The following is a 19,375-nucleotide window of genomic DNA, read 5'->3' as shown; positions in this document are numbered from 1 at the left end:
AATTCATCTGCCGAGGGTATCAGCCTGCAGTGGAGTTCAGCGAACCATTGCCAGCCAAGGCAGCACGATCACCAGCAGCCCGGCGAAATAGAGCGCCCCGAAGAACAGGCCAAAGCCCCAGAACTGCCCCTTCCCGATATAGCCACTGCCGTAATACATCGGCGCCGGCCCCGTGGCGTAAGGCGAGATCACGCCCATCAGGCCGAGCGAATACATGCAGAGCATGGCAAGCGTCGTCACGGGCAGATCTGGGATTCCGGAGCCGACCGCGAGCACCACCGGCAGCACGGCCGCGGCATGCGAGGTGATGCTCGAGAAGAAATAGTGGATCCAGAAGAACAGCGCGACCAGCAGAATCATCGCGGTTGACGGCGCGAGCCCTGTGAGCGGTTTGGCGAATTCATTGGCGAACCATTTGATGAAGCCGATCTCGTTCAGCCCCGAGGCCAGCGTCAGCAGCGAGGTGAAATAGAAGAACACCTCCCAGGCGCTCTTCTCGCTGACGATGTCGGCGAATTCGATCACGCCGGTGACCAGCATCAGCGAGATCACGATGAACACGACGGTGGTGGCGTTGACGAAGTTCGAGCCGAGGACGGGCACATGAATGTCCGGGCTCGAGCCCGCGATCCACAGGAACATCGCGAGCATGATCAGCGCCAGCATGATCCACTCGTTGCGCGACATCGGGCCCATCTCCGCGAGCTCTTTCGCCGCCCATTCGGAGATTTCGGGGCTGTGCTTCACCTCGGGCCGGCAGATCGCGTAGCTGAGCAGTGGAACAAGAATCATCAGCAACAGGCCCAGCGGCGCGAAGCCGATGAACCACTGGCCCCAGCTCACATCGACGCCGACCGTCTTCTTGGCAATGGCGAGCGCGGCTGCGTTCGGCGCCAGCGCGGTGAAGAACAGCGAGCTCGTGATCGCGGTCGCCGCAAACGCAGTCCACATCACATAGGTGCCGATCTTGCCGGCGGTCGGCCCCGGCTCGGAGCCGTAGATGCGCGGAATGTTGCTGATGATGGGATAGACGATGCCGCCGCTGCGTGCGGTGTTGGACGGCGTCGCCGGCGCGAGCAGGAAGTCGGACATCGCGACCGCATAGCCGAGGCCGAGCGTGTTGGTGCCGAGCCGCCGCACCAGAACCAGCGCGATACGCCGGCCGAGCTGGCTCTTGCGGTAGCCGATCGAGAACACGAAAGCGCCGACGATCAGCCATACCGTGCTCTCGGCAAAGCCCGCCAGCATCCAGCGCAGCGATTTGTTGGGATCGGCGTCGATGTAGCCGCCGACGCCGGCGACCGTGAGCCCGATCAGGCCGACTGCGCCCACCGGCATCGATTCCAGGATCAGCCCGGTGATGACGGCGGCGAAGACTGCAAAATAGTGCCACTGATTGACGTTGAGACCCGCTGGAACCGGCCACAGATAGATCGCCAGCCATACCACCAGCGGTGCGATCAGCTTCCAGCGAAACCCTCTTGCCTCAGGCGCCTGTGAGCTAGCGGCCATGGGCCCTCCCCCTCGATTGTCTTCGCATCATGCCGCCCGTTGGCCGGGCCGCTTTTGTCCCAGCGCGGCGTATACGGATTGTCCGTCGCGTGATCAATGGGCTGGAGTCTACCGTCCCTTGAACCGCGGCTTGCGGCGGCCCAGGAACGCCTCGACACCTTCCTTGTGGTCCTCGCTGAGGCTTGCCAGCGCGAACTGGTCGATATCCATGTGGCTGGCGAGATCGTCCAGCGCATGCGCGAGCCGGTTGACGGTCAGCTTGGTCATGGCGACCGAGAGCGGCGGCTGCGCAGCCACCTTGCGAGCCAACTCCATGGCGGCATCGAAGGCATACCCGGGATCGACCACCTGCTCGACCAAGCCCCATTGATAGGCCTCATCCGCGCTGATGCGCTCATCGGCCAGGATCACCGCCTGCTTGGTGCGGGCCGGTCCGATCAGATGCAGCATGCGCGGGATGCTCTGCCAACTCATGTTCATGCCGAGCCCGATCTCGGGCACGCGCAGATGCGCATCACTGCCCATGACGCGGAAGTCGAGCGCGACCGCAAGTGCCACGCCGCCGCCGATGCAAAAGCCTTCGATCGCCGCGATCGTGATCTGCTCCATCTCCTGCCAGGCGTGAGTCAGGCGCGGCCCGAGCTTGAGATGCCGCCGCAGCGTGCCGAGGTCCATCTCCTTGCGCGAGCGCCCTTCGGCATCCTTCAGGTCGAATCCGGCGCTGAACGCGCCCGAATTGCCTGTGAGCACCACGACGGATGTCGCCGCATCATCCTCGAAGCTGCGTGCCGCCGCGGTGAGCTGGCGCAGCGCTTCCGGGGATAATGCGTTGATGCCGTCATGACGGTCGAACCGCACAACCGCGATCCGCCCCTCGGGCCCGAGGCCCTTCTCGATCTTGACGAAGTCTGTCATGGGGCGTCTCCAAAACTGATTTTCGCCTGATGGTAGCGCACAAACGGCGTCACGAATACGTGGCTGGATTGCGCTGCAACGAACCCTCGACAGGCACGGAAGGATTCGCTTAATCTTCCGCCTCATGAGCCACGATCACGACCACCATCATCACCACGACCACGATCATTCGGAGTTGTCGGAGACCGAGCTGCGCGTGCGCGCGCTCGAGACGATTCTGACCGAAAAAGGCTATGTCGAGCCGGCCGCGCTCGACGCCATCATCCAGGCCTACGAGACCAAGATCGGACCGCATAACGGCGCGCGCGTCGTCGCCAAGGCCTGGACCGACCCGGCGTTCAAGACAGCGCTGCTGGAGGACGGCAGCAAGGCGATCGGCACGCTCGGCCATGTCAGCCGCGTCGGTGACCATCTCGTCGTGGTCGAGAATACGCCGCAGCGACACAACATGGTCGTGTGCACGCTTTGCTCCTGCTACCCCTGGGAAATGCTCGGGCTGCCGCCGGTCTGGTACAAGGCCTCGCCCTATCGTTCGCGCGCGGTGAAAGACCCGCGCGGTGTGCTCGCCGATTTCGACGTGACGCTGCCGAAGGATACGGAAATCCGGGTCTGGGATTCCACGGCAGAGACGCGCTTCCTGGTGCTGCCGATGCGCCCCGCAGGCACCGAAGGCTGGAGCGAGGAGCAACTTGCCGAACTCGTCACGCGCGACTCCATGATCGGCACGGGATTCCCCAGGACGCCCGGAGCCCCGTCGTGAACGGCGTGCACGACATGGGCGGCATGGACGGGTTTGGCAAGGTCGAACCCGAGCCGAACGAGCCGATGTTCCACGAGGAGTGGGAGTCCCGCGTGTTGGCGATGGTACGCGCGATGGGCGCGGCCGGCGCGTTCAACATCGACACCTCGCGCTTCTATCGCGAGATGCTGCCGCCGCATGTCTATCTCTCCAGCTCCTACTACAAAAAGTGGTTCCTCGGTCTCGAGGAAATGCTGATCGAGAAGGGCTACCTCACTCGCGAGGAAGTCGCCGCCGGCCACGCAATGCAGCCCGGCAAGGCGCTGAAGCACGGCAAGTTCGATCTTGCCAACGTCGAGCGCATCATGGTGCGCGGCAAGTTCACTCGGCCAGCGCCTGCGCCCGCCAAATTTGATATCGGCGACCGGGTGCGTGCAAAAAACATCCATCCGACCACGCACACGCGATTGCCGCGCTATGTGCGCGGCCATGTCGGCGTGGTCGAGCTCAACCACGGCTGCCACGTGTTTCCGGATTCGGCGGCGATGGAGCTCGGCGAAAACCCGCAATGGCTCTACACGGTCGTGTTCGAAGGCCGCGATCTCTGGGGTGCGGACGGTGATCCGACCCTGAAGGTGTCAATCGACGCGTTCGAACCTTATCTGGACCCGGTGTGATGAGCAGCGATGCTGCTGCCGCCGCGACGGCAGCCGTTCCGAGCATTCCGCGCGATGATGACGGCCCGGTATTCCGCGCGCCCTGGGAGGCGCATGCCTTTGCGATGGTGCTGACGCTGCACGACCGCGGCGTATTCACCTGGCCGGAATGGGCCGTGGCCTTGGCCGACGAAATCAAGCGCGCGCAAGCCGCCGGCGATCCTGACACTGGCGAGACCTACTATCTGCACTGGCTCGCCACGCTGGAGGGCCTCGTCGCACGCAAGGGCGTCGCGTCGATGGACACGCTGAGTCGTTACCGCGATGCCTGGAACCACGCCGCGGACCGCACCCCGCACGGCAAGCCGATTGAACTGCGGCCGGAGGATTTTTGCGGGATAGCATAGTTCGCAGCCGGGGGGGCGGAATTAGCCGATTGGCTGATGCCTTCGGTCCCGACGATGCGAGGTCTCGACTGCAAAAGAAAACGGCCGCCCGATCGGACGGCCGTTGATATTTGTATCGGCTTAGACGAGGCGAAGATTCGCGGCTCCGGCCTTTTTGCGATAGGCTACGAAGCCCACGCTGACAAAGCCGAACAGCATCATCGCCCAGGTCGACGCTTCAGGAACGGCAGTCACAGCGTCCGGATAAAGACCAAAGCCCATTTGCTTGAAGTCGTCGAATCCCAATCCCTGGCCCTGGATCTCGACCGACTTGATCAGTTCGCCGGTCCCCTTCTTTGCTTCAAAACCAATCGGCGAAAAATCGCCGTTATCAGTAATCTTGAAGTTGAACACAGAACCGTGCTGATCCGTTATCGTCACCGTAATGAACTGATCGGCATTCGTGTGCAGTGCTCCGCGGAACGAGAACTCGTTGAACGCGGTTCCATCTTCAGGCGTGATCCAAAGCGTATTGATCGGGGTGATCGTACCCTTGGTCTTGATCCCGTCGATGGACGCTGCACCGTTCGCGGTCGAAACGTTGACATTCGCCATGAAGTCGATCTTCACCGATCCAGACGTTCCATAGAACGTTTGACCGGCTAGGATCGTCGCGGTCTGGCTCATGTTGACACTCGCAGCAACGGGGGTGTTCCCCGGAACCACGCCGTTGATGTCGTTTGCGAACACGAAATCGGCTCGGGCAGGCGACGCGGCAAGCGCAGCCGCAGACATCGCCAAAACTCCAAAGATCGCACCAGTTTTAAATCTGGTCATGTGATGCACTCCCTACTGAAAAAACGGATTTTAAAAATCAAAACAAGGCTTCACTTAATTACACTTTAATTGACTAGCAGGATCGAGTCAAAGGTTTCGGGACAATATGGTAGTCTTGGCCCCGAATAATTGCTTATCCCTATGTTTCTACATAATTTTTATCCGCCATAAATGTCCGTCGCAACTGGACAAGCAGCCACTTCTCGAGCGAGTGGTTCGTTGATATGCAACCGTTTCTTGCTTAAATGCTTGAAAGGATTACTGCTCCTCAAAGCTGCAGCCACGGCGTTATTTAATTTGGAAGGCAGACACGCGGCTCGATCCATGTCGGCAGACGCCTACGTTTGGCGAGATCGAATGGCCGCTGGCGATTGGGGATCAAGATCGCATCTGAGCGTACTCCGCCCACCCCTTCGCCCGCAGGCTGCACGCCGGGCACTCGCCGCATCCAAAACCCCAATCATGCTGCGCGCCGCGTTCACCGAGATAGCAGGTGTGCGACTGCTCGCGGATGAGGTCGACCAGTCCCGCGCCGCCGAGGTCATCCGCGAGCTTCCATGTCGCCGCCTTGTCGATCCACATCAGCGGCGTGTGCAGCTCGAACTTGCGGGCCATGCCGAGCGAGAGCGCAGCCTGCATCGCGCGAATGGCCTCGTCGCGGCAATCGGGATAGCCGGAATAGTCGGTCTCGCACATGCCGCCGACGATGTGGGTAATGCCGCGCCGGTAAGCCAGCGCTGCCGCAAAAGTCAGAAATACGAGATTGCGGCCGGGCACAAACGTGTTCGGCAGGCCGTCGTCACCCATCGCGATCGCGACGTCGCGCGTCAGCGCAGTCTCCGACACGGCCGCCAGCGTCGGGATCGACAGCGTATGGCTCTCGCCGAGCTTTGCGGCCCAATCGGCGCGCAGGCCTTTGATGCCATAGAACAGCCGGTCGCGGCAGGCGAGCTCGACAGCGTGGCGTTGCCCGTACTCGAACCCCAGGGTTTCCACGCGCGCAAAGCGGCTCAGCGCCCAGGCGAGGCAGGTGGTGGAATCCTGCCCGCCGGAGAACAGCACCAGCGCGGCTTGTGATGAAAATGCGTCACTCATGGCCCGCGCTTTAGCACTGCGGAAGGTATCAGCCAATCGGTGGAAATCGGCCTGTTCCGCCGCGCCCCGCTGGGAACGGCGGCCCGCTTTTGGCATAAGGTTTCGGACTCAGGAGACTGCCCCGCAATGACCCCTTCCCGCGACATTTCCCGCCTGATCGAAATCATGGCGGCGCTGCGCACACCGGTGACCGGCTGCCCCTGGGACCTGGAGCAGAATTTTGCGACCATCGCGCCCTACACGATCGAAGAGGCCCATGAGGTGGTCGACGCCATCGACCGCGGCGATCTCGACGATCTGCGCGAGGAACTCGGCGACCTCCTGCTGCAGGTCGTGTTCCACGCCCAAATGGCTTCGGAGCAGAACGCCTTCGCGTTCGGCGACGTCGTCGAGGCCATCACCCGCAAGATGATCCGCCGTCATCCCCACGTCTTCGCCGACAAGGACGGCAATCTCGCCTCCTCCCACGTCAAGGAAGTATGGGATCGCATCAAGGCCGAAGAGAAGGCCGAGCGCGCTGCGCGCCGGCCGCCGGAGGCGAAGCCGCCGCACAAATCGCTGCTCTCGGGCGTCAAGGCCGGTCAGCCCGCGCTGACCCGCGCCATGGAGCTCCAGCGCAAGGCCTCCACCGTCGGCTTCGACTGGAACGACCCGCGCGCGGTGCTGCAAAAGATTCGCGAGGAAGCCGACGAGATCGAGGCCGCGCTCGATCGCAACGACAAGCAGGAGATCGCCGAGGAGACCGGCGACCTGATGTTCGCCCTCGTCAACCTCGCCCGCCACGTCGACGCCGATCCGGAAGCCGCGCTGCGCGCGACCAATGCAAAATTTGAGCGGCGGTTTGCATTCATCGAGCGGGCGCTGGAGGCGCAAGGGCGGACGCTGGAGCAGGCCTCGCTCGCGGAGATGGATGCATTGTGGAATGCGGCGAAGACGGCTACCTGATACGAGGGCACACAATGGACATCAGGCAAGACGATCCGAAGGCGCCACATGTCGCCGACTTGTTGGCGCATCATCTGGAAGAGCTGCGCAGTGTCATGGGCGAGCACGCGCAGGCGCTCGACGCGAGCGGTCTGTCGGCTGCGTCCGTGACGTTCTGGACCGCCTGGCATAACGATATGCTGGCTGGCTTCGGGGCTTTGAAGCAGCTGGATGCGACACATGGCGAAGTGAAGTCGATGCGCGCCGCGCCCACGGCGCGGCGGACCGGAGCCGGGCGCACCATTCTGAACCACATCATTGCTGAAGGCCGCAAGCGAGGTTATGCGCGTCTCAGCCTGGAGACCGGGACAGCGCCGCTGCACGCGCCTGCCGTCTCGCTCTACCGCAGCGCCGGATTCGTCTCGTGTGGACCGTTCGCCGACTATCAGGCGAGCCCACACAACCAGTTTCTGACCCTCGACCTGTTGAGGTGATCGCCCGGTGCGTTGCCCGAGCCCAGCGCAATCCGGGATACGAGGATCACGCCACGCGCGGCACGGCGTCGAACCTGTTCACCACGATATCCCGCTTGGTCTCGTCCACCCGCACGGTCATATCGAAACGGCCGTCGTGCAGCTCTTTTGCCAGCACCTCGGAATTGCGATGCAGCCAGGAGATACCGGCGCCGTCGGCGGCGTCGATCGAAAGATCGAGTGTGGTGCGCTTGGCGGCGAGCCGCTCCTCGATCGCGCTGAGGAGCGTATCGATCCCCTCGCCTGACACGGCCGAGACCAGCATCGCCGGATGATCTTCAGGTCGGCGTGCTGCGATGTTCAAAAGCTCTTCGCGCTGCTCGGAATCGTAGCGGTCGATCTTGTTCCAGACTTCGATGATGCGGCCGGAATCATCGGGGTTGATGCCGAGCTGGCGCAGCACGGCGTCGACGTCGCTCTGCTGCGCCTCGGCGTCCTCGTGCGAGATGTCACGCACATGGAGAATGACATCGGCCTCCAGCACCTCCTCGAGCGTGGCGCGGAAGGCGGCGACGAGCTGGGTTGGCAGATTGGAGATGAAGCCGACGGTGTCCGACAGCATCGCCTTGCCGCCATGCGGCAGCGTCAGTGCGCGCAGGGTCGGATCAAGCGTGGCGAACAGCATGTCGGCGGCCTGCACGTCGGCGCGGGTCAGGCGGTTGAACAGCGTCGACTTGCCGGCATTGGTGTAGCCGACCAGCGCGACGACGCGATACGGCACGCGCTGGCGGCCGGCGCGATGCAGCCGCCGCGTCGCCTGCACCTTCTTCAGCTCGCCCTCGAGCTTGGAGATGCGCTCCTGGATCAGGCGGCGGTCGGCCTCGATCTGCGTCTCGCCGGGACCGCCCATGAAGCCGAAACCGCCGCGCTGGCGTTCCAGATGGGTCCATGAACGCACCAGGCGCGAGCGCTGGTAGTTGAGATGCGCGAGCTCGACCTGAAGCGAGCCCTCCTTGGTCTTGGCGCGGCGGCCGAAGATTTCGAGGATCAGCCCGGTGCGGTCGAGCACCTTGGCATGCAACTCCTTCTCAAGATTGCGCTGCTGGATCGGCGCCAGCGCGCAATCCATCACCACGAGTTCGGCGTCGAGGCTCTTGGCCAGCGCGGCGATCTCCTCGACCTTGCCCTTGCCGATATAGGTCGCGGGCCGAATCTGGCTGATGGGCGCGATGATGGCATCGGCTATGACGAGATCGATGGCGCGCGCGAGGCCGGCGGCTTCGTCGAGCCGGGCCTCGGCGTCTCGCTGGACATGACTCTCCGATTGCGCGTCGGCACTTCCCGCACGCGCTCGCAAGTAGGGGCCGATGACAAGCACCCGCCCCGTTTGCTTAACCCCTGCCGACCGCGGACGATCGGCATCCCGGTCGAAATTCCGGGGTTCCAATCAGATCACTCTCAAGCCGGCTGGTCCTCGCCGCCTTCGAACAGCTGGATCGGAGCGCCCGGCATGATGGTCGAGATCGCGTGCTTGTAGACGAGCTGCGAGTGACCGTCGCGCCGAAGCAGCAAACAGAAATTGTCGAACCAGGTCACGATGCCCTGGAGCTTCACTCCGTTGACCAGAAAGATCGTCAGTGGCGTCTTGGTTTTGCGAACGTGATTAAGGAAGGTGTCCTGCAGGTTTTGTGCGCGGTCTGCCGCCATTGTTTTTTTCTCGCTTTGAGTTTCTTTTTATTGCGCCGGTTGCGACCCTGTTTTCAAAATTGGGCCTTCTTCCGGTTGCCGCCCCTCATGAGATCCCCCTCGGAGGAACAGCTGCTTGATTAGAGGACAGGTCGGCTTATTAGGCAAGCCGCTTGACGCGGCAGAGCCCGTCCGTTTTCTCCGAAAAACTACGGAAATAGATGATTTTTCTCGCTTATCCCTAAGGTCCGACCGCGGCGCCGGGCGCTAGCCGACGCCGAGCGCCTTCAATTTTCGGTGCAGCGCCGAACGTTCCATGCCAACAAACTCGGCCGTACGAGAAATATTTCCTGAGAAACGGCTGATCTGTGCAATCAAATAGTCGCGCTCGAACACTTCGCGCGCCTCGCGCAGCGGCAGGCCCATGATGTGCTCGCCATTGTTGCTGGTCGGCATCGCCGGCACCATCGAGCCGACATCCTGGGGCAGCATGTCGGCGGTGATGATTACCTCCGGACCACCGGCGGCCAGAATCATGACTCTCTCAACGTTGTTGCGGAGCTGGCGCACATTGCCGGGCCAGACATGCGATTGCAGCACCGCCATCGCGTCCTGGCCGATCTGCCGCTTGGGCAGGCCGCTGCCGGCCGAGATCTGCTCCATGAAATAGTCGATCAGCTCCGGGATGTCCTCGCGCCGCTCCGAGAGCGCGGGCACGCGGATCGGCACCACCGAGAGCCGATGATAGAGGTCCTCGCGGAAATGGCCGGCCGCGATCTCCTCCTCGAGGTTGCGCGCGGTCGAGGAGATGATGCGGACGTCGACCTGCACCTTGCCGGTGCCGCCGACGCGCTGGAACGACTGCTCGACCAGCACGCGCAAGATCTTGTTCTGGGTCTCGCGCGGCATGTCCGCGATCTCGTCGATGAACAGCGTGCCGCCATGGGCTTCCTCGAGCGCGCCCGCCTTGCGCGGCTGCTCGCCGTTGGACTGCTCGACGCCGAACAGCTCGTGCTCCATCCGCTCCGGCGTGATCGCGGCCGCATTGATGACGACGAAGGGACCGTCGGCGCGGCCCGAGGCCGTGTGCAGCGTGCGCGCAGCTAATTCCTTGCCGGCGCCGGCGGGGCCGACGATCAGGATACGGCTATTGGCCTTGGCTGCGCGCTCGATGGTCTGGCGCAGCTGGTTCACGCTCGGGGAGCGGCCGACGAGCTGGCTGGCGCTCGGCGCGAGCTGCTTCAGCTCCTTGACCTCGCGCTTGAGCCGCGAGTTTTCCAGCGCACGGTTGGCGACAAGGATCAGCCGGTCGGCCTTGAACGGCTTCTCGATGAAGTCGTAGGCGCCGCGCTTGATCGCGGCGACCGCGGTCTCGATGTTGCCGTGGCCGGAGATCATCACGACCGGCAGGTCGGCATTGTCCTTCTTGACCTGCTCCAGCAGCTGCAAGCCGTCGAGCTTGGAGCCCTGCAGCCAGATGTCGAGGAATACGAGATGCGGCCTGCGATTGGCGATTTCGGCCAAAGCCGAGTCGCTGTCGCGTGCCGTTCGCGTGACAAAGCCTTCGTCCTCGAGGATGCCCGCAACGAGATCCCGAATATCGGCCTCATCATCGACAATCAGAATTTCACTTGCCATGGGTCGCGCCTGTCTTGTCAGTTACCTGTTGGGGCTTCGATTTTCGTTGAATCATTGGTCTTTTCAGCCGGCTCTTTGGTTTCAGCCGCCGGCTCTTTTGTTTCCCGCGCCTGCTCGACTCCCTCGGCCTTCTTGGCCTGGCCGGACATCGCAAAGCGCATCCGCATCCAGGCGCCGCGCTGGCCTTCGCGGAAGTCGGAGGCGTCCTTCAGCTCGATGCGGCCGCCATGGTCTTCGAGCACGCGGCCGACGATGGCAAGGCCAAGGCCGGTGCCCTTGGCGCGCGTCGTCACATAGGGCTCGAGCAGCCGCGAGCGCGCAACCTTGGGCAGGCCGATGCCGTTGTCGACGACGTCGATCAGCACGTCCTCGCCCTCGCGCGACACCACGACGTCGATGCGGCCCTTGCCACCGTCCTTGCCGAGCTCCTCCGGCGGGACCTGCTCGATCGCCTCGGTGGCGTTCTTGACGATGTTGGTGACCGCCTGCGAGATCAGCCGCCGGTCGAACTGGGCGCGCAGCGGGTCTTCCTTGAACTCGGCTTCGATATCGAGCTCGGGGTGAGCGACCTTCATCAGGAACACGGCCTGCCGCACGGTGTCGGCGACGTCCTCGCCTTCCATTACGGGTTTGGGCATCCGCGCAAAGCGCGAGAATTCGTCGACCATGCGCCTGATATCGTCGACCTGGCGCACGATGGTATCGGTGCACTGTTCGAAGATCTGCTTGTCCTTGGTCTCGGTGATGTCCTTGCCGAACTTGCGGCGGATGCGCTCGGCCGAGAGCTGGATGGGCGTCAGCGGATTCTTGATCTCGTGAGCGATGCGGCGCGCGACATCGCCCCAGGCCGAGGTTCGCTGCGCCGAGACGAGCTCAGTGATGTCGTCGAGCGTGATGATGTAGCTGTCATGCGGCTGGTTCTTCTCCGCGCTGACGCGGACCGAGAGATTGCGCTCGGCGCCGTCGCGCGTGATGGTGATCTGGCCCTGCACCAGGCGCTGGGTCCCTTCCCGCGCCGTCTGCATCATCTCGTCGAGCTCGGGCAGCACGTCGGAGAGCGAATGGCCGAGCGTCTCGGCCTCGGAATGCCCGATCAGCTTCTCGGCGGAGCGGTTGAGGATGCCGACGCTGCCCGAGGTATCGACGCCGATGATGCCGGCGCTGGCAGAGGACAGCACGGCCTCGATGAAACGGCGGCGACTGTCGATGAGGTCGCTGGCGTTGACGAGCTCGTCGCGCTGGCTGCGCAATTCCTGCGTCATCTTGTTGAAGGTCTCGCCGAGTTGGGCGAGATCGCCTTCCGACTGATGCACGGGCACCTTCACATGGAGGTCGCCGGTCGAGACAGTGTGAGCCGCGTTCATCAGCCGGCGGATCGGCGCCACCAGCGAGTTGGCGAAGTTCAACCCGATCAGCACCGAGGCCATCAGGATGGTCAGCGCGATCACCGCGAACATCAGCGCGAATGCGACCTGGATGCCGAGTCGGCGCGACTCGATCTGGGCATATTCGGCGACGCTGACCTCGGTCTGCTTCAGCTGGTTGACGACGTTCGGATCAAGCGGACGCGCGACATAGAGGAAGGTGTCGCTGAAGGCGCGCAGGCGGATCACCGCGGCGACGAAGCTCGCGTCGGGCAGTACCGCGATCTCCGGCTCATTCTCGTTGACGTTGCTGAGAAAGTCCGGCGCCGGCGGCGAATAGGCCAGCCGCATGCCCGTGTCGGCGGATTCGAGAATGTTGGTGTTCTTGTCGATGATCATCGCGCCCGGCAAATTGCGCGAGCCGGCGCTGGACGTCAGCAATTCGCGGAACGAGCGGCGATCCTGGTCGTAAAGCGGCCTTGCATGCGCGATGTCGTTGGCCATCCCGAGGATGTCGCCGCGGATCAGCTGGGCGTGATCCTGCATATAGGCCCGCGCGATCGTCAGCGAATTCTGGATCACTTCCTTGGTGGGACCTGAGAACAACCGGTCGAGGCCGCGCTCGATGGTGACGTTGGCAACGACGGCGACCAGCACCGCCGGCAGCACGGCGACGATCGAGAACAGGCTGACGATCTGGACATGGAGCCGCGCGGCCGCCCGTCCCCGCCGTCGCGCCAGGATCAGCTGCCAGAGCTCGCGGACGATGATGCCGACCAGCAGCAGGATCGTGCCGGCGTTGATCAGGTAGAACGAGCGCACCACCTCCGGCGTTGGCTCGATCTTGGTCAGTCCGGTCAGGACCAGGAAGGTCAGGAACGCCGACAGCAGCGCCAGCGCCACGGCAAACGGTGCCAGCCAGCGCCGCACCGACCAGCGCCGGGGCTCTTCCGCTGGGGCCGTGTCAAAGGATGCGGCCGAGGTGTCTGCGCTGGTCATTCCGGCAATGGGGTGCTGAAAACGGGTCCGCGATCGGCGGGTACTGATGTATTCGTACCACATTGTTGCCGAGACGCGACAGTGTCAAATCGCCTTGACAATTCAGTGGCTTACCAATTTCAACTTCTTCTTTTGGCCATGTTTTACCAAAACGGGAAACTTGGATTCGGAGGCTCGCGCCTCTTGTCTCGCGGCGATTTACGGCCCGGCATTGTGACGAGAGCGAGGGCTACGGATGGGTTATCCACATCGGGAAGAGGCCGCCTGGTCCTACTGCCAGCACTATGGAATCGAGCTGCCGCGCAAGACCGCCGGCGACGAACGGCTGGCCTCTGAATTCGACCGCGTCGCCGAGGTGGCCCAGGAGCTGGTGTTGCTGCATTCCGACGAACTCGTCGCGATGGCCAATCCGACCCCCGGCATTCCGCTGAAGGCGTCCTAGCGCACGCCATAGCGCGCGAATTCCTCCGCGATGTCGGCCCGGACGGCCTTCGCGGCCGCGACGTCGGCTTCGCCGGCGGCGATGTCGCCGCGGCGGGCCTTCGCCAGGCCCCGGCCATACAGCGCGGCCGCCAGCTTCGGGTCGATGCGGAGCGCGGAATCGTAATCGGCGATCGCCGCCGCGAGACGTCCGGCCCTGAGATTCGCCAGCGCGCGGGAATCGTAGGTCGCCGAGGTGTGGGCGCCGGCGCCGATCGCCCTGTCGCAGGCCTCCATGGCGTCCCGCGCCTCCGTCGAACTCGCCCGGATCCAGCAGAGGCCGCTCCAAGCCGCTTCCAGGTCGGGGGCGAGACGCACCGCTTCGGCGTAGTCGCGCTCCGCGAGCGTCGGATCGCCCTTCTTCAGCCGGGCCTCGGCGCGGTTGGCAAAGGCCCGCGCATAGGTCGGAGCGAGGGCGACGGCCCGGTCGAAATGCTCGATCGCGGCGTCGTAGTCGCCCTTTCTCAGTCTGGCCGCGCCGAGGTTGTTGACGGGCTTGACGAAGGCCGGATCGACCGCGATGGCGCTTTCGAAGTCGGCCACGGCATGGTCGTAGTCGGCCTTCTCGGAGTAGGCGACGCCGCGGTTGTTGTAGGCGATGGCGAGCGAGGACGGGCCGCCCTGGTTCGCCTCGATGAAGGCCGAGCAGGCCTCGATCCGCGTGTCGGGCGCGGCGGCGCCGTTGCACAGCTCGACGTTCCGGAACTGGCCTTCCTTCGACTTCTGTGCGGCGGCCGGCGCGAGCAGCAGGATCACGATCGCCGCCGCCGCGAGGCGTGCGTTCAGCATCCGCGGCAGACGCCGGGGGTACGCTCGGCCCTCCGCTCCCGCGCCGGAGCGGCCGCCCTGCGCTTCGGAACGCCGCTCTTGTCCAGCACCCGGTCCTTGCCCTCCTCGATCAGGGTGGAGAACCTGACGGTGCCGTCGTCGGAGACCTCGATGTGGGGCGTGGTGCCCCGGATACCCAAGGTCGCCACCGGAGTGTCGACCTTCATGTCGCCGCTCTTGGCAACGGCACCGGCCACGAAGGTGGCCGTCCCCCTGGTCAAGTTGAACAGGCTCGCGTTGGATTTGGCGCCCGGGTCGTAGACGAATTCGTTCATCTCCATGCTGGCGTTGCTGGACAGGTTGAACGAAGAGCCGTCGGCGAAATTGATACCGAGCTTGCCGTCGGCGCCGGTCTTGACCACGTCGCCCTGGTAGACCGGGTCGCCGACCTTGACGGCGGCCTTGTCGTTGGAAAGGGCGGTCTGGAAGACGGACGCGCCGGCGTGCTCGACCGCCACCTTGCCGACGATCATCACGATCTTGCCGATGGGTTTGACGTCGGAGGGCGGCGCGTTCTGCGCCGACGCGGTCCGGGATGCGGTCGAGCCGAGACACAGGATGCCGAGACACAGGAAGCCGAGCCGCAGGGCCGCGAGGCCCGCCATCGTCCGTCGCCGGTCCATGCCGCTTCTCCCTTCGCGAGAGGAGCCCCATCATCGCGCCCCGCGAATGATGGCAGAGCCGCGCGAGACGGGCCAGATCGGGCTTTGGGCTACCACTTAATAGTCAGTCGGGCCCGCGTTCATGCTGCGCGGCGTCCCCCGAAATGGCGTATTTCAGAGTGCGCAATGCGGGCAGATGCGGCGGCATCGGCGCGATCCGAAACGACAACATGCGAGACGTGGCGATGTCGCCGGCATGGGTCTTCGACGGTCTACGACGCACGCCGCCCGGCGGCCGGCTCGGCGTCACGTCGCTGACCGGCGGGATTTCGTTCGTGGCGCTGATCCTTTCCGCGCTGAAGGAGGCTTGGGGCGCCGATCCGGACGTCGCGCTGTTCGACCACGACAGCATCACCTACAAGGATTTCGCGCACGGCTCCTTCGAGCTCGTCACCAAGGAGGCTGTGCCGCGCCACATTGTCGTCGACGATCCCGGACAGACCGTCGTCCTGAGCAAGACCGGGTCCTCGGTCAGCTTCGCCCAGGTCGCCAACAACGCGTCGCAGATGGGCGACCTGCAGGCCCAGCAACAGGACGTGCTCGCGAACTATTCGCGGGAGCACGGGCCGGCCGGCTCCAGCACGCCGCCCGGCGAAACCGCCGATCCGTCGCCGCAGCCGATCAATTTCGAGGCTCCGGACGGGCCGCCGGCGCAGCATGCCCTTGAGGGACTGGTAGTGCCGGCGAGCTTGGTCCCGGACGCGCCGATCCATTCGGCACCGACCCTGAACCTCGGATCGGCTCCGGTCGAGATCGACACGATCAGGTTCGACGAATTCTCCGCGTCCGGCGGCAGCTTCTCGGCCTCGAGCTTCGGCTCCGGCGCCGCGCCGACCTTCGGCATCGCCGGCGGGATCGTCGGTCCCTTCATGGTGGCAGGCGCGAGCTTCGACGTCGAGAAGCCGGGCTCGTTCGGAATCCTCTACGTGAACAGCCATACCGGCGCCTACACCTACGTGCCCAACAACGACGCCATCAACGCGCTGAAGGCTCCCAGCGCCGACAACTTCACGATTACCGCCTCCGACGGCTTCGCATCGGCGAGCCAGAGCTTCACCATCGACATCAACGGGACGGACGATGCGTCCGTGATCTCCGGCGCCACCGCTGGATCGGTCGCCGCCATCGCCATGGCCGCCACGGCCTTCGCGGCCGGTCACGACGTCCATGCCGCGCCGACCGCGAGCGGCACGCTGACCGACGCTGACGTCGACGATCCCGCCAACACGTTCACCGCGTTGAGCACGCCCCACGCCAGCGACCACGGCTACGGTACCTTCACCATGACGACCGACGGGCACTGGACCTACACGCTCGACGACGCCAATCCGGCCGTGCTTGCGCTGAAGGCCTGCGACACGACGATGGACACTTTCACCGTGACCACGATCGGCGGCACGCCGCGGACGATCACCGTGACCATCCAGGGCGCGGACGATCCGTCCGTCGTCTCCGGCGACACGCATGGACGCGTGGTCGAGGCCGGCGGGGTCCACAACGCCGACCACGGCGTTCCGACCGCCAGCGGCGTGCTGACCGCCGTCGACGTCGACGGACCTTCGAACGACTTCAACGCGGTCGCCTGTCCCGAGACCAGCGACCACGGCTACGGCACCTTCACCATGACGTCCGACGGGCACTGGACCTTCGCGCTCGACAACGGCAATTGCGCGGTCCAGGCGCTCAACGTCGGTCAGAGCCTCACCGACAGCTTCACGGTGAAGACGGCGGACGGGACCGCGCAATCGGTGAGCGTCACGATCGAGGGCAGCAACGACGCGGCGACGATCTGCGGAGATACCCACGGATGCGTGACCGAACCGAGCAACTCCTGCCTGCCGCCGCCCAGCGCCAGTGGCACCTTGAGCGACAAGGACGTGGACAATCCGGACGATACCTTCACGGCGACGACGTGCCCTCAGGCCAGCGAGCACGGCTACGGCAGCTTCACCATGACGGCCGACGGCACCTGGACCTACACGCTCGATCCGGGCAACCCGGCGGTGGAGGCCCTGCGTTCCTGCGATACGCTGACCGACTGCTTCACCGTGACCACGATCGACGGGACGCCCCAGACGGTGAGCGTGACCATCCAGGGCGCGGCGGAGGCCGATTCGTTCCGGTTCAAGGAAAGCCTCGGCTCCGCCCATGCGGCCCCGACGCCGGCATCGTCCGTCGAGATCGTCCATGCGGCTTTCGCCGACGCCGCTCATCCGACGGCACTTCCGCCGGACGACCTGCACTCCGTCGGGCACGACGCGGGCCCACACGAGGCGGCCCCCGTCGGGTTCCATCCGCCGCAGCACGATCTGATCGTCTGAGAGCCGGTTTCCGGCCGGCGGACTTTGCGTTTTCCGCGCATCCACAGGCGATGGCGGATCGTTTGCCGATGTCCCGGAACAGAATCATATCCTTCCGGCTTGACTCGGCATGGAAAGGCTCTTTCTCGCGATCATAGTGTCGGCCGTGCTGCTGCTGATCGTGGCCTCTGACCTCCTGGTCAATGGCCCGGGCAGGCAGGACCAGACGGCGGAGATGGCCAATATCCAGCCGGTCGCGGTCCGGCTGATCAGATAGGTGCGACGCTGCGCGCTGCGGCCGAATAACGAATTCGAACGTTCCAGCGGAACATTTCAGCCCATTTCGGACTTCTGATCACCGCGTCAGCCACGAAGGCCAGCGCGATCCGGACAGGCTCAGCTCACCTTTGGTAGGGGAGCTGAGCCACCGTTCCGAAATTAGCCCCCGCTCCGATACACCTGGATGTCGAGATCCCGGATCTTCTTCCGCAGCGTGTTGCGGTTGAGGCCGAGCAGATCCGCGGCGCGGATCTGGTTGCCGCGGGTGGCCGCGAGCGCAGCCGTGAGCAGCGGCACCTCGATCTCCTTGAGGATGCGGTGATAGAGGCCCGGCGGCGGCACGCCGTTCGGGAAGCCCTGGAAGTGCGAAGACAGATAGGCCTCCACCGCGCCGCCGAGATTGTCGACACCCTGCTGGACCGCCGCACCCGGGCTGACCGTAGGCGGCGCGAGCTCGCCGTCGATCACGGAGCCCGTGATCACGTCCTGCGGATAGAGCGCGGCCAGGCGTCGGGCGAGGTTTTCGAGCTCGCGCACATTGCCGGGCCAGCGATGCTGCTTCATCCGCTCCAGCGCCAGCGCATCGAGCTTCTTCGGCGGCAATCCGTCCTTCTCGGCGAGCGCGAAGAAGTGACGCACGAGATCCGGCAGGTCCTCGATGCGTTCGCGCAAGGGCGGCAGCCGCAGCGGCACGACGTTGAGGCGGAAGAACAGATCCTCGCGGAACAGCCCCTGCTGGATCAGCACGCGCAGATCCTTGTTGGAGGCCGCGACGATGCGCACGTCGGTCTTGATCGGGGTACGGCCGCCGACCGTGGTGTATTCGCCCTGCTGCAGCACGCGCAGCAGGCGGGTCTGCGCCTCCATCGGCATGTCGCCGATTTCGTCGAGGAACAGCGTGCCGCCCTCGGCCTGCTCGAACCGGCCGGACGCGCGGGTGTTGGCACCGGTGAAGGCGCCGCGCTCATGGCCGAACAATTCGGACTCGATCAGGTCGCGCGGGATCGCCGCCATGTTGACTGCGACGAACGGGCCGTTGCGGCGCTTGCCGTAATCGTGCAGCGCGCGCGCCACCAGCTCCTTGCCGGTGCCGGACTCGCCCGTGATCATCACGGTGAGGTCGGTCTGCATCAGGCGTGCGAGCACGCGGTAGATTTCCTGCATCGCCGGCGACCGGCCGACCAGCGGGATCGCCTCCATCTCGCCATCGTCGTCCGGGGTGGAAACCCGTTCCTTCGGCTCGGCGAGCGCGCGACCGACGATGGCGATCAGCTCCTTCAGGTCGAAGGGCTTCGGCAGATATTCATACGCCCCGCGCTCGGAGGCGCGGATCGCCGTCATGAAGGTGTTTTGCGCGCTCATGACGATGACAGGCAAATTCGGCCGCATCTTCTTGATCCGCGGCAACAGATCGAAGGCGTTTTCGTCCGGCATCACCACGTCGGTGATGACGAGATCGCCCTCCCCCTGGCTGACCCAGCGCCATAGCGTCGCGGCATTGCCGGTGAGCCTGACTTCATATCCGGCCCGGGACAGAGCCTGATTGAGAACCGTGCGGATGGCGGTGTCGTCATCAGCTACGAGAATGCTACCTGCGGGCAT

At 64.5% G+C, this 19,375-nt stretch carries 19 protein-coding genes; 8 read left to right on the top strand and 11 right to left on the bottom strand.

The features are described from left to right. Positions 1-36: 36 nt before the first annotated feature. Positions 37-1,512 carry a DASS family sodium-coupled anion symporter gene (locus YUA_RS0142490; RefSeq protein ID WP_027536095.1) on the bottom strand — a complete coding sequence of 492 codons (1,476 nt, stop codon included), beginning with the start codon at positions 1,510-1,512 and terminating at the stop codon, positions 37-39. A gap of 108 nt (positions 1,513-1,620) precedes the next feature. After that, entirely contained in the window at positions 1,621-2,427 is an 807-nt protein-coding gene (locus YUA_RS0142485; RefSeq protein WP_027536094.1) for an enoyl-CoA hydratase/isomerase family protein, read from the bottom strand. 124 nt (positions 2,428-2,551) lie between these two features. On the opposite strand from YUA_RS0142485, the gene nthA reads away from it, so the two are divergent. Genes nthA through YUA_RS0142470 form a run of 3 tightly spaced genes read left to right on the top strand, consistent with a single transcriptional unit; the run spans position 2,552 to position 4,229 of the window. After that, positions 2,552-3,187: a nitrile hydratase subunit alpha gene (gene nthA, locus YUA_RS0142480; protein WP_027536093.1), complete on the top strand. Its 636-nt coding sequence runs from the start codon at positions 2,552-2,554 to the stop codon at positions 3,185-3,187. Next, positions 3,184-3,843 carry a nitrile hydratase subunit beta gene (gene nthB, locus YUA_RS0142475; RefSeq protein ID WP_027536092.1) on the top strand — a complete coding sequence of 220 codons (660 nt, stop codon included), beginning with the start codon at positions 3,184-3,186 and terminating at the stop codon, positions 3,841-3,843. The genes nthA and nthB overlap by 4 nt, the downstream gene beginning before the upstream one ends. After that, complete coding sequence (locus tag YUA_RS0142470; protein WP_027536091.1) at positions 3,843-4,229, top strand: nitrile hydratase accessory protein; 387 nt, start codon at positions 3,843-3,845, stop codon at positions 4,227-4,229. The genes nthB and YUA_RS0142470 overlap by 1 nt, the downstream gene beginning before the upstream one ends. 120 nt (positions 4,230-4,349) lie before the next feature. On the opposite strand, the gene YUA_RS0142465 is transcribed toward YUA_RS0142470, so the two are convergent. Both YUA_RS0142465 and queC read right to left on the bottom strand, forming a co-directional pair. After that, complete coding sequence (locus tag YUA_RS0142465; protein WP_156947625.1) at positions 4,350-5,045, bottom strand: PEP-CTERM sorting domain-containing protein; 696 nt, start codon at positions 5,043-5,045, stop codon at positions 4,350-4,352. A gap of 378 nt (positions 5,046-5,423) precedes the next feature. Further along, entirely contained in the window at positions 5,424-6,140 is a 717-nt protein-coding gene (gene queC / locus YUA_RS0142460) for a 7-cyano-7-deazaguanine synthase QueC (protein WP_027536089.1), read from the bottom strand. A gap of 126 nt (positions 6,141-6,266) precedes the next feature. On the opposite strand from queC, the gene mazG reads away from it, so the two are divergent. Continuing rightward, complete coding sequence (gene mazG / locus YUA_RS0142455) at positions 6,267-7,085, top strand: nucleoside triphosphate pyrophosphohydrolase (RefSeq protein ID WP_027536088.1); 819 nt, start codon at positions 6,267-6,269, stop codon at positions 7,083-7,085. Positions 7,086-7,099: 14 nt separating this feature from the next. Beyond that, positions 7,100-7,558: a GNAT family N-acetyltransferase gene (locus tag YUA_RS0142450; RefSeq protein WP_027536087.1), complete on the top strand. Its 459-nt coding sequence runs from the start codon at positions 7,100-7,102 to the stop codon at positions 7,556-7,558. Positions 7,559-7,604: 46 nt separating this feature from the next. On the opposite strand, the gene hflX is transcribed toward YUA_RS0142450, so the two are convergent. The 4 genes from hflX to YUA_RS0142430 form a co-directional block, all read right to left on the bottom strand. Continuing rightward, positions 7,605-8,984, bottom strand: coding sequence for a GTPase HflX (gene hflX, locus YUA_RS0142445; RefSeq protein WP_027536086.1), 1,380 nt, complete (start codon positions 8,982-8,984; stop codon positions 7,605-7,607). A gap of 11 nt (positions 8,985-8,995) precedes the next feature. Then, complete coding sequence (gene hfq / locus YUA_RS0142440; protein ID WP_007591126.1) at positions 8,996-9,244, bottom strand: RNA chaperone Hfq; 249 nt, start codon at positions 9,242-9,244, stop codon at positions 8,996-8,998. Positions 9,245-9,490: 246 nt separating this feature from the next. Next, on the bottom strand, positions 9,491-10,861 hold the full coding sequence (locus YUA_RS0142435; RefSeq protein ID WP_027536085.1) for a sigma-54 dependent transcriptional regulator: 1,371 nt from the start codon (positions 10,859-10,861) through the stop codon (positions 9,491-9,493). Between the two features lie 17 nt (positions 10,862-10,878). After that, positions 10,879-13,224 carry a PAS domain-containing sensor histidine kinase gene (locus YUA_RS0142430; protein WP_027536084.1) on the bottom strand — a complete coding sequence of 782 codons (2,346 nt, stop codon included), beginning with the start codon at positions 13,222-13,224 and terminating at the stop codon, positions 10,879-10,881. Between the two features lie 235 nt (positions 13,225-13,459). Between YUA_RS0142430 and YUA_RS0142425 the strand changes: the two genes are divergently transcribed. Beyond that, positions 13,460-13,666 (top strand): hypothetical protein, encoded by a 207-nt coding sequence (locus tag YUA_RS0142425; protein WP_027536083.1) that lies wholly within the window; start codon positions 13,460-13,462, stop codon positions 13,664-13,666. On the opposite strand, the gene YUA_RS0142420 is transcribed toward YUA_RS0142425, so the two are convergent. Both YUA_RS0142420 and YUA_RS0142415 read right to left on the bottom strand, forming a co-directional pair. Continuing rightward, positions 13,663-14,493 carry a tetratricopeptide repeat protein gene (locus YUA_RS0142420; RefSeq protein WP_027536082.1) on the bottom strand — a complete coding sequence of 277 codons (831 nt, stop codon included), beginning with the start codon at positions 14,491-14,493 and terminating at the stop codon, positions 13,663-13,665. The genes YUA_RS0142425 and YUA_RS0142420 overlap by 4 nt on opposite strands. Continuing rightward, positions 14,487-15,155 carry a FecR domain-containing protein gene (locus YUA_RS0142415; RefSeq protein WP_027536081.1) on the bottom strand — a complete coding sequence of 223 codons (669 nt, stop codon included), beginning with the start codon at positions 15,153-15,155 and terminating at the stop codon, positions 14,487-14,489. The genes YUA_RS0142420 and YUA_RS0142415 overlap by 7 nt, the downstream gene beginning before the upstream one ends. Positions 15,156-15,298: 143 nt before the next feature. On the opposite strand from YUA_RS0142415, the gene YUA_RS46730 reads away from it, so the two are divergent. Further along, on the top strand, positions 15,299-17,515 hold the full coding sequence (locus tag YUA_RS46730; RefSeq protein ID WP_245285400.1) for a VCBS domain-containing protein: 2,217 nt from the start codon (positions 15,299-15,301) through the stop codon (positions 17,513-17,515). Positions 17,516-17,624: 109 nt separating this feature from the next. Beyond that, positions 17,625-17,771 carry a hypothetical protein gene (locus tag YUA_RS50800; protein WP_156947624.1) on the top strand — a complete coding sequence of 49 codons (147 nt, stop codon included), beginning with the start codon at positions 17,625-17,627 and terminating at the stop codon, positions 17,769-17,771. 161 nt (positions 17,772-17,932) lie between these two features. Here the strand turns inward: YUA_RS50800 and ntrC are convergent, their stop codons facing one another. Beyond that, the gene (gene ntrC / locus YUA_RS0142400; protein ID WP_027536080.1) at positions 17,933-19,375 is read right to left on the bottom strand and encodes a nitrogen regulation protein NR(I); all 1,443 of its coding nucleotides are present in this window, start codon (positions 19,373-19,375) and stop codon (positions 17,933-17,935) included.

Origin of the sequence: Bradyrhizobium sp. WSM3983, assembly GCF_000473045.1 — a bacterium.
Lineage (GTDB): Bacteria > Pseudomonadota > Alphaproteobacteria > Rhizobiales > Xanthobacteraceae > Bradyrhizobium.
The sequence above is the reverse complement of the archived record's forward strand: the minus strand, read 5'-3'. Positions and strand labels throughout refer to the sequence as shown.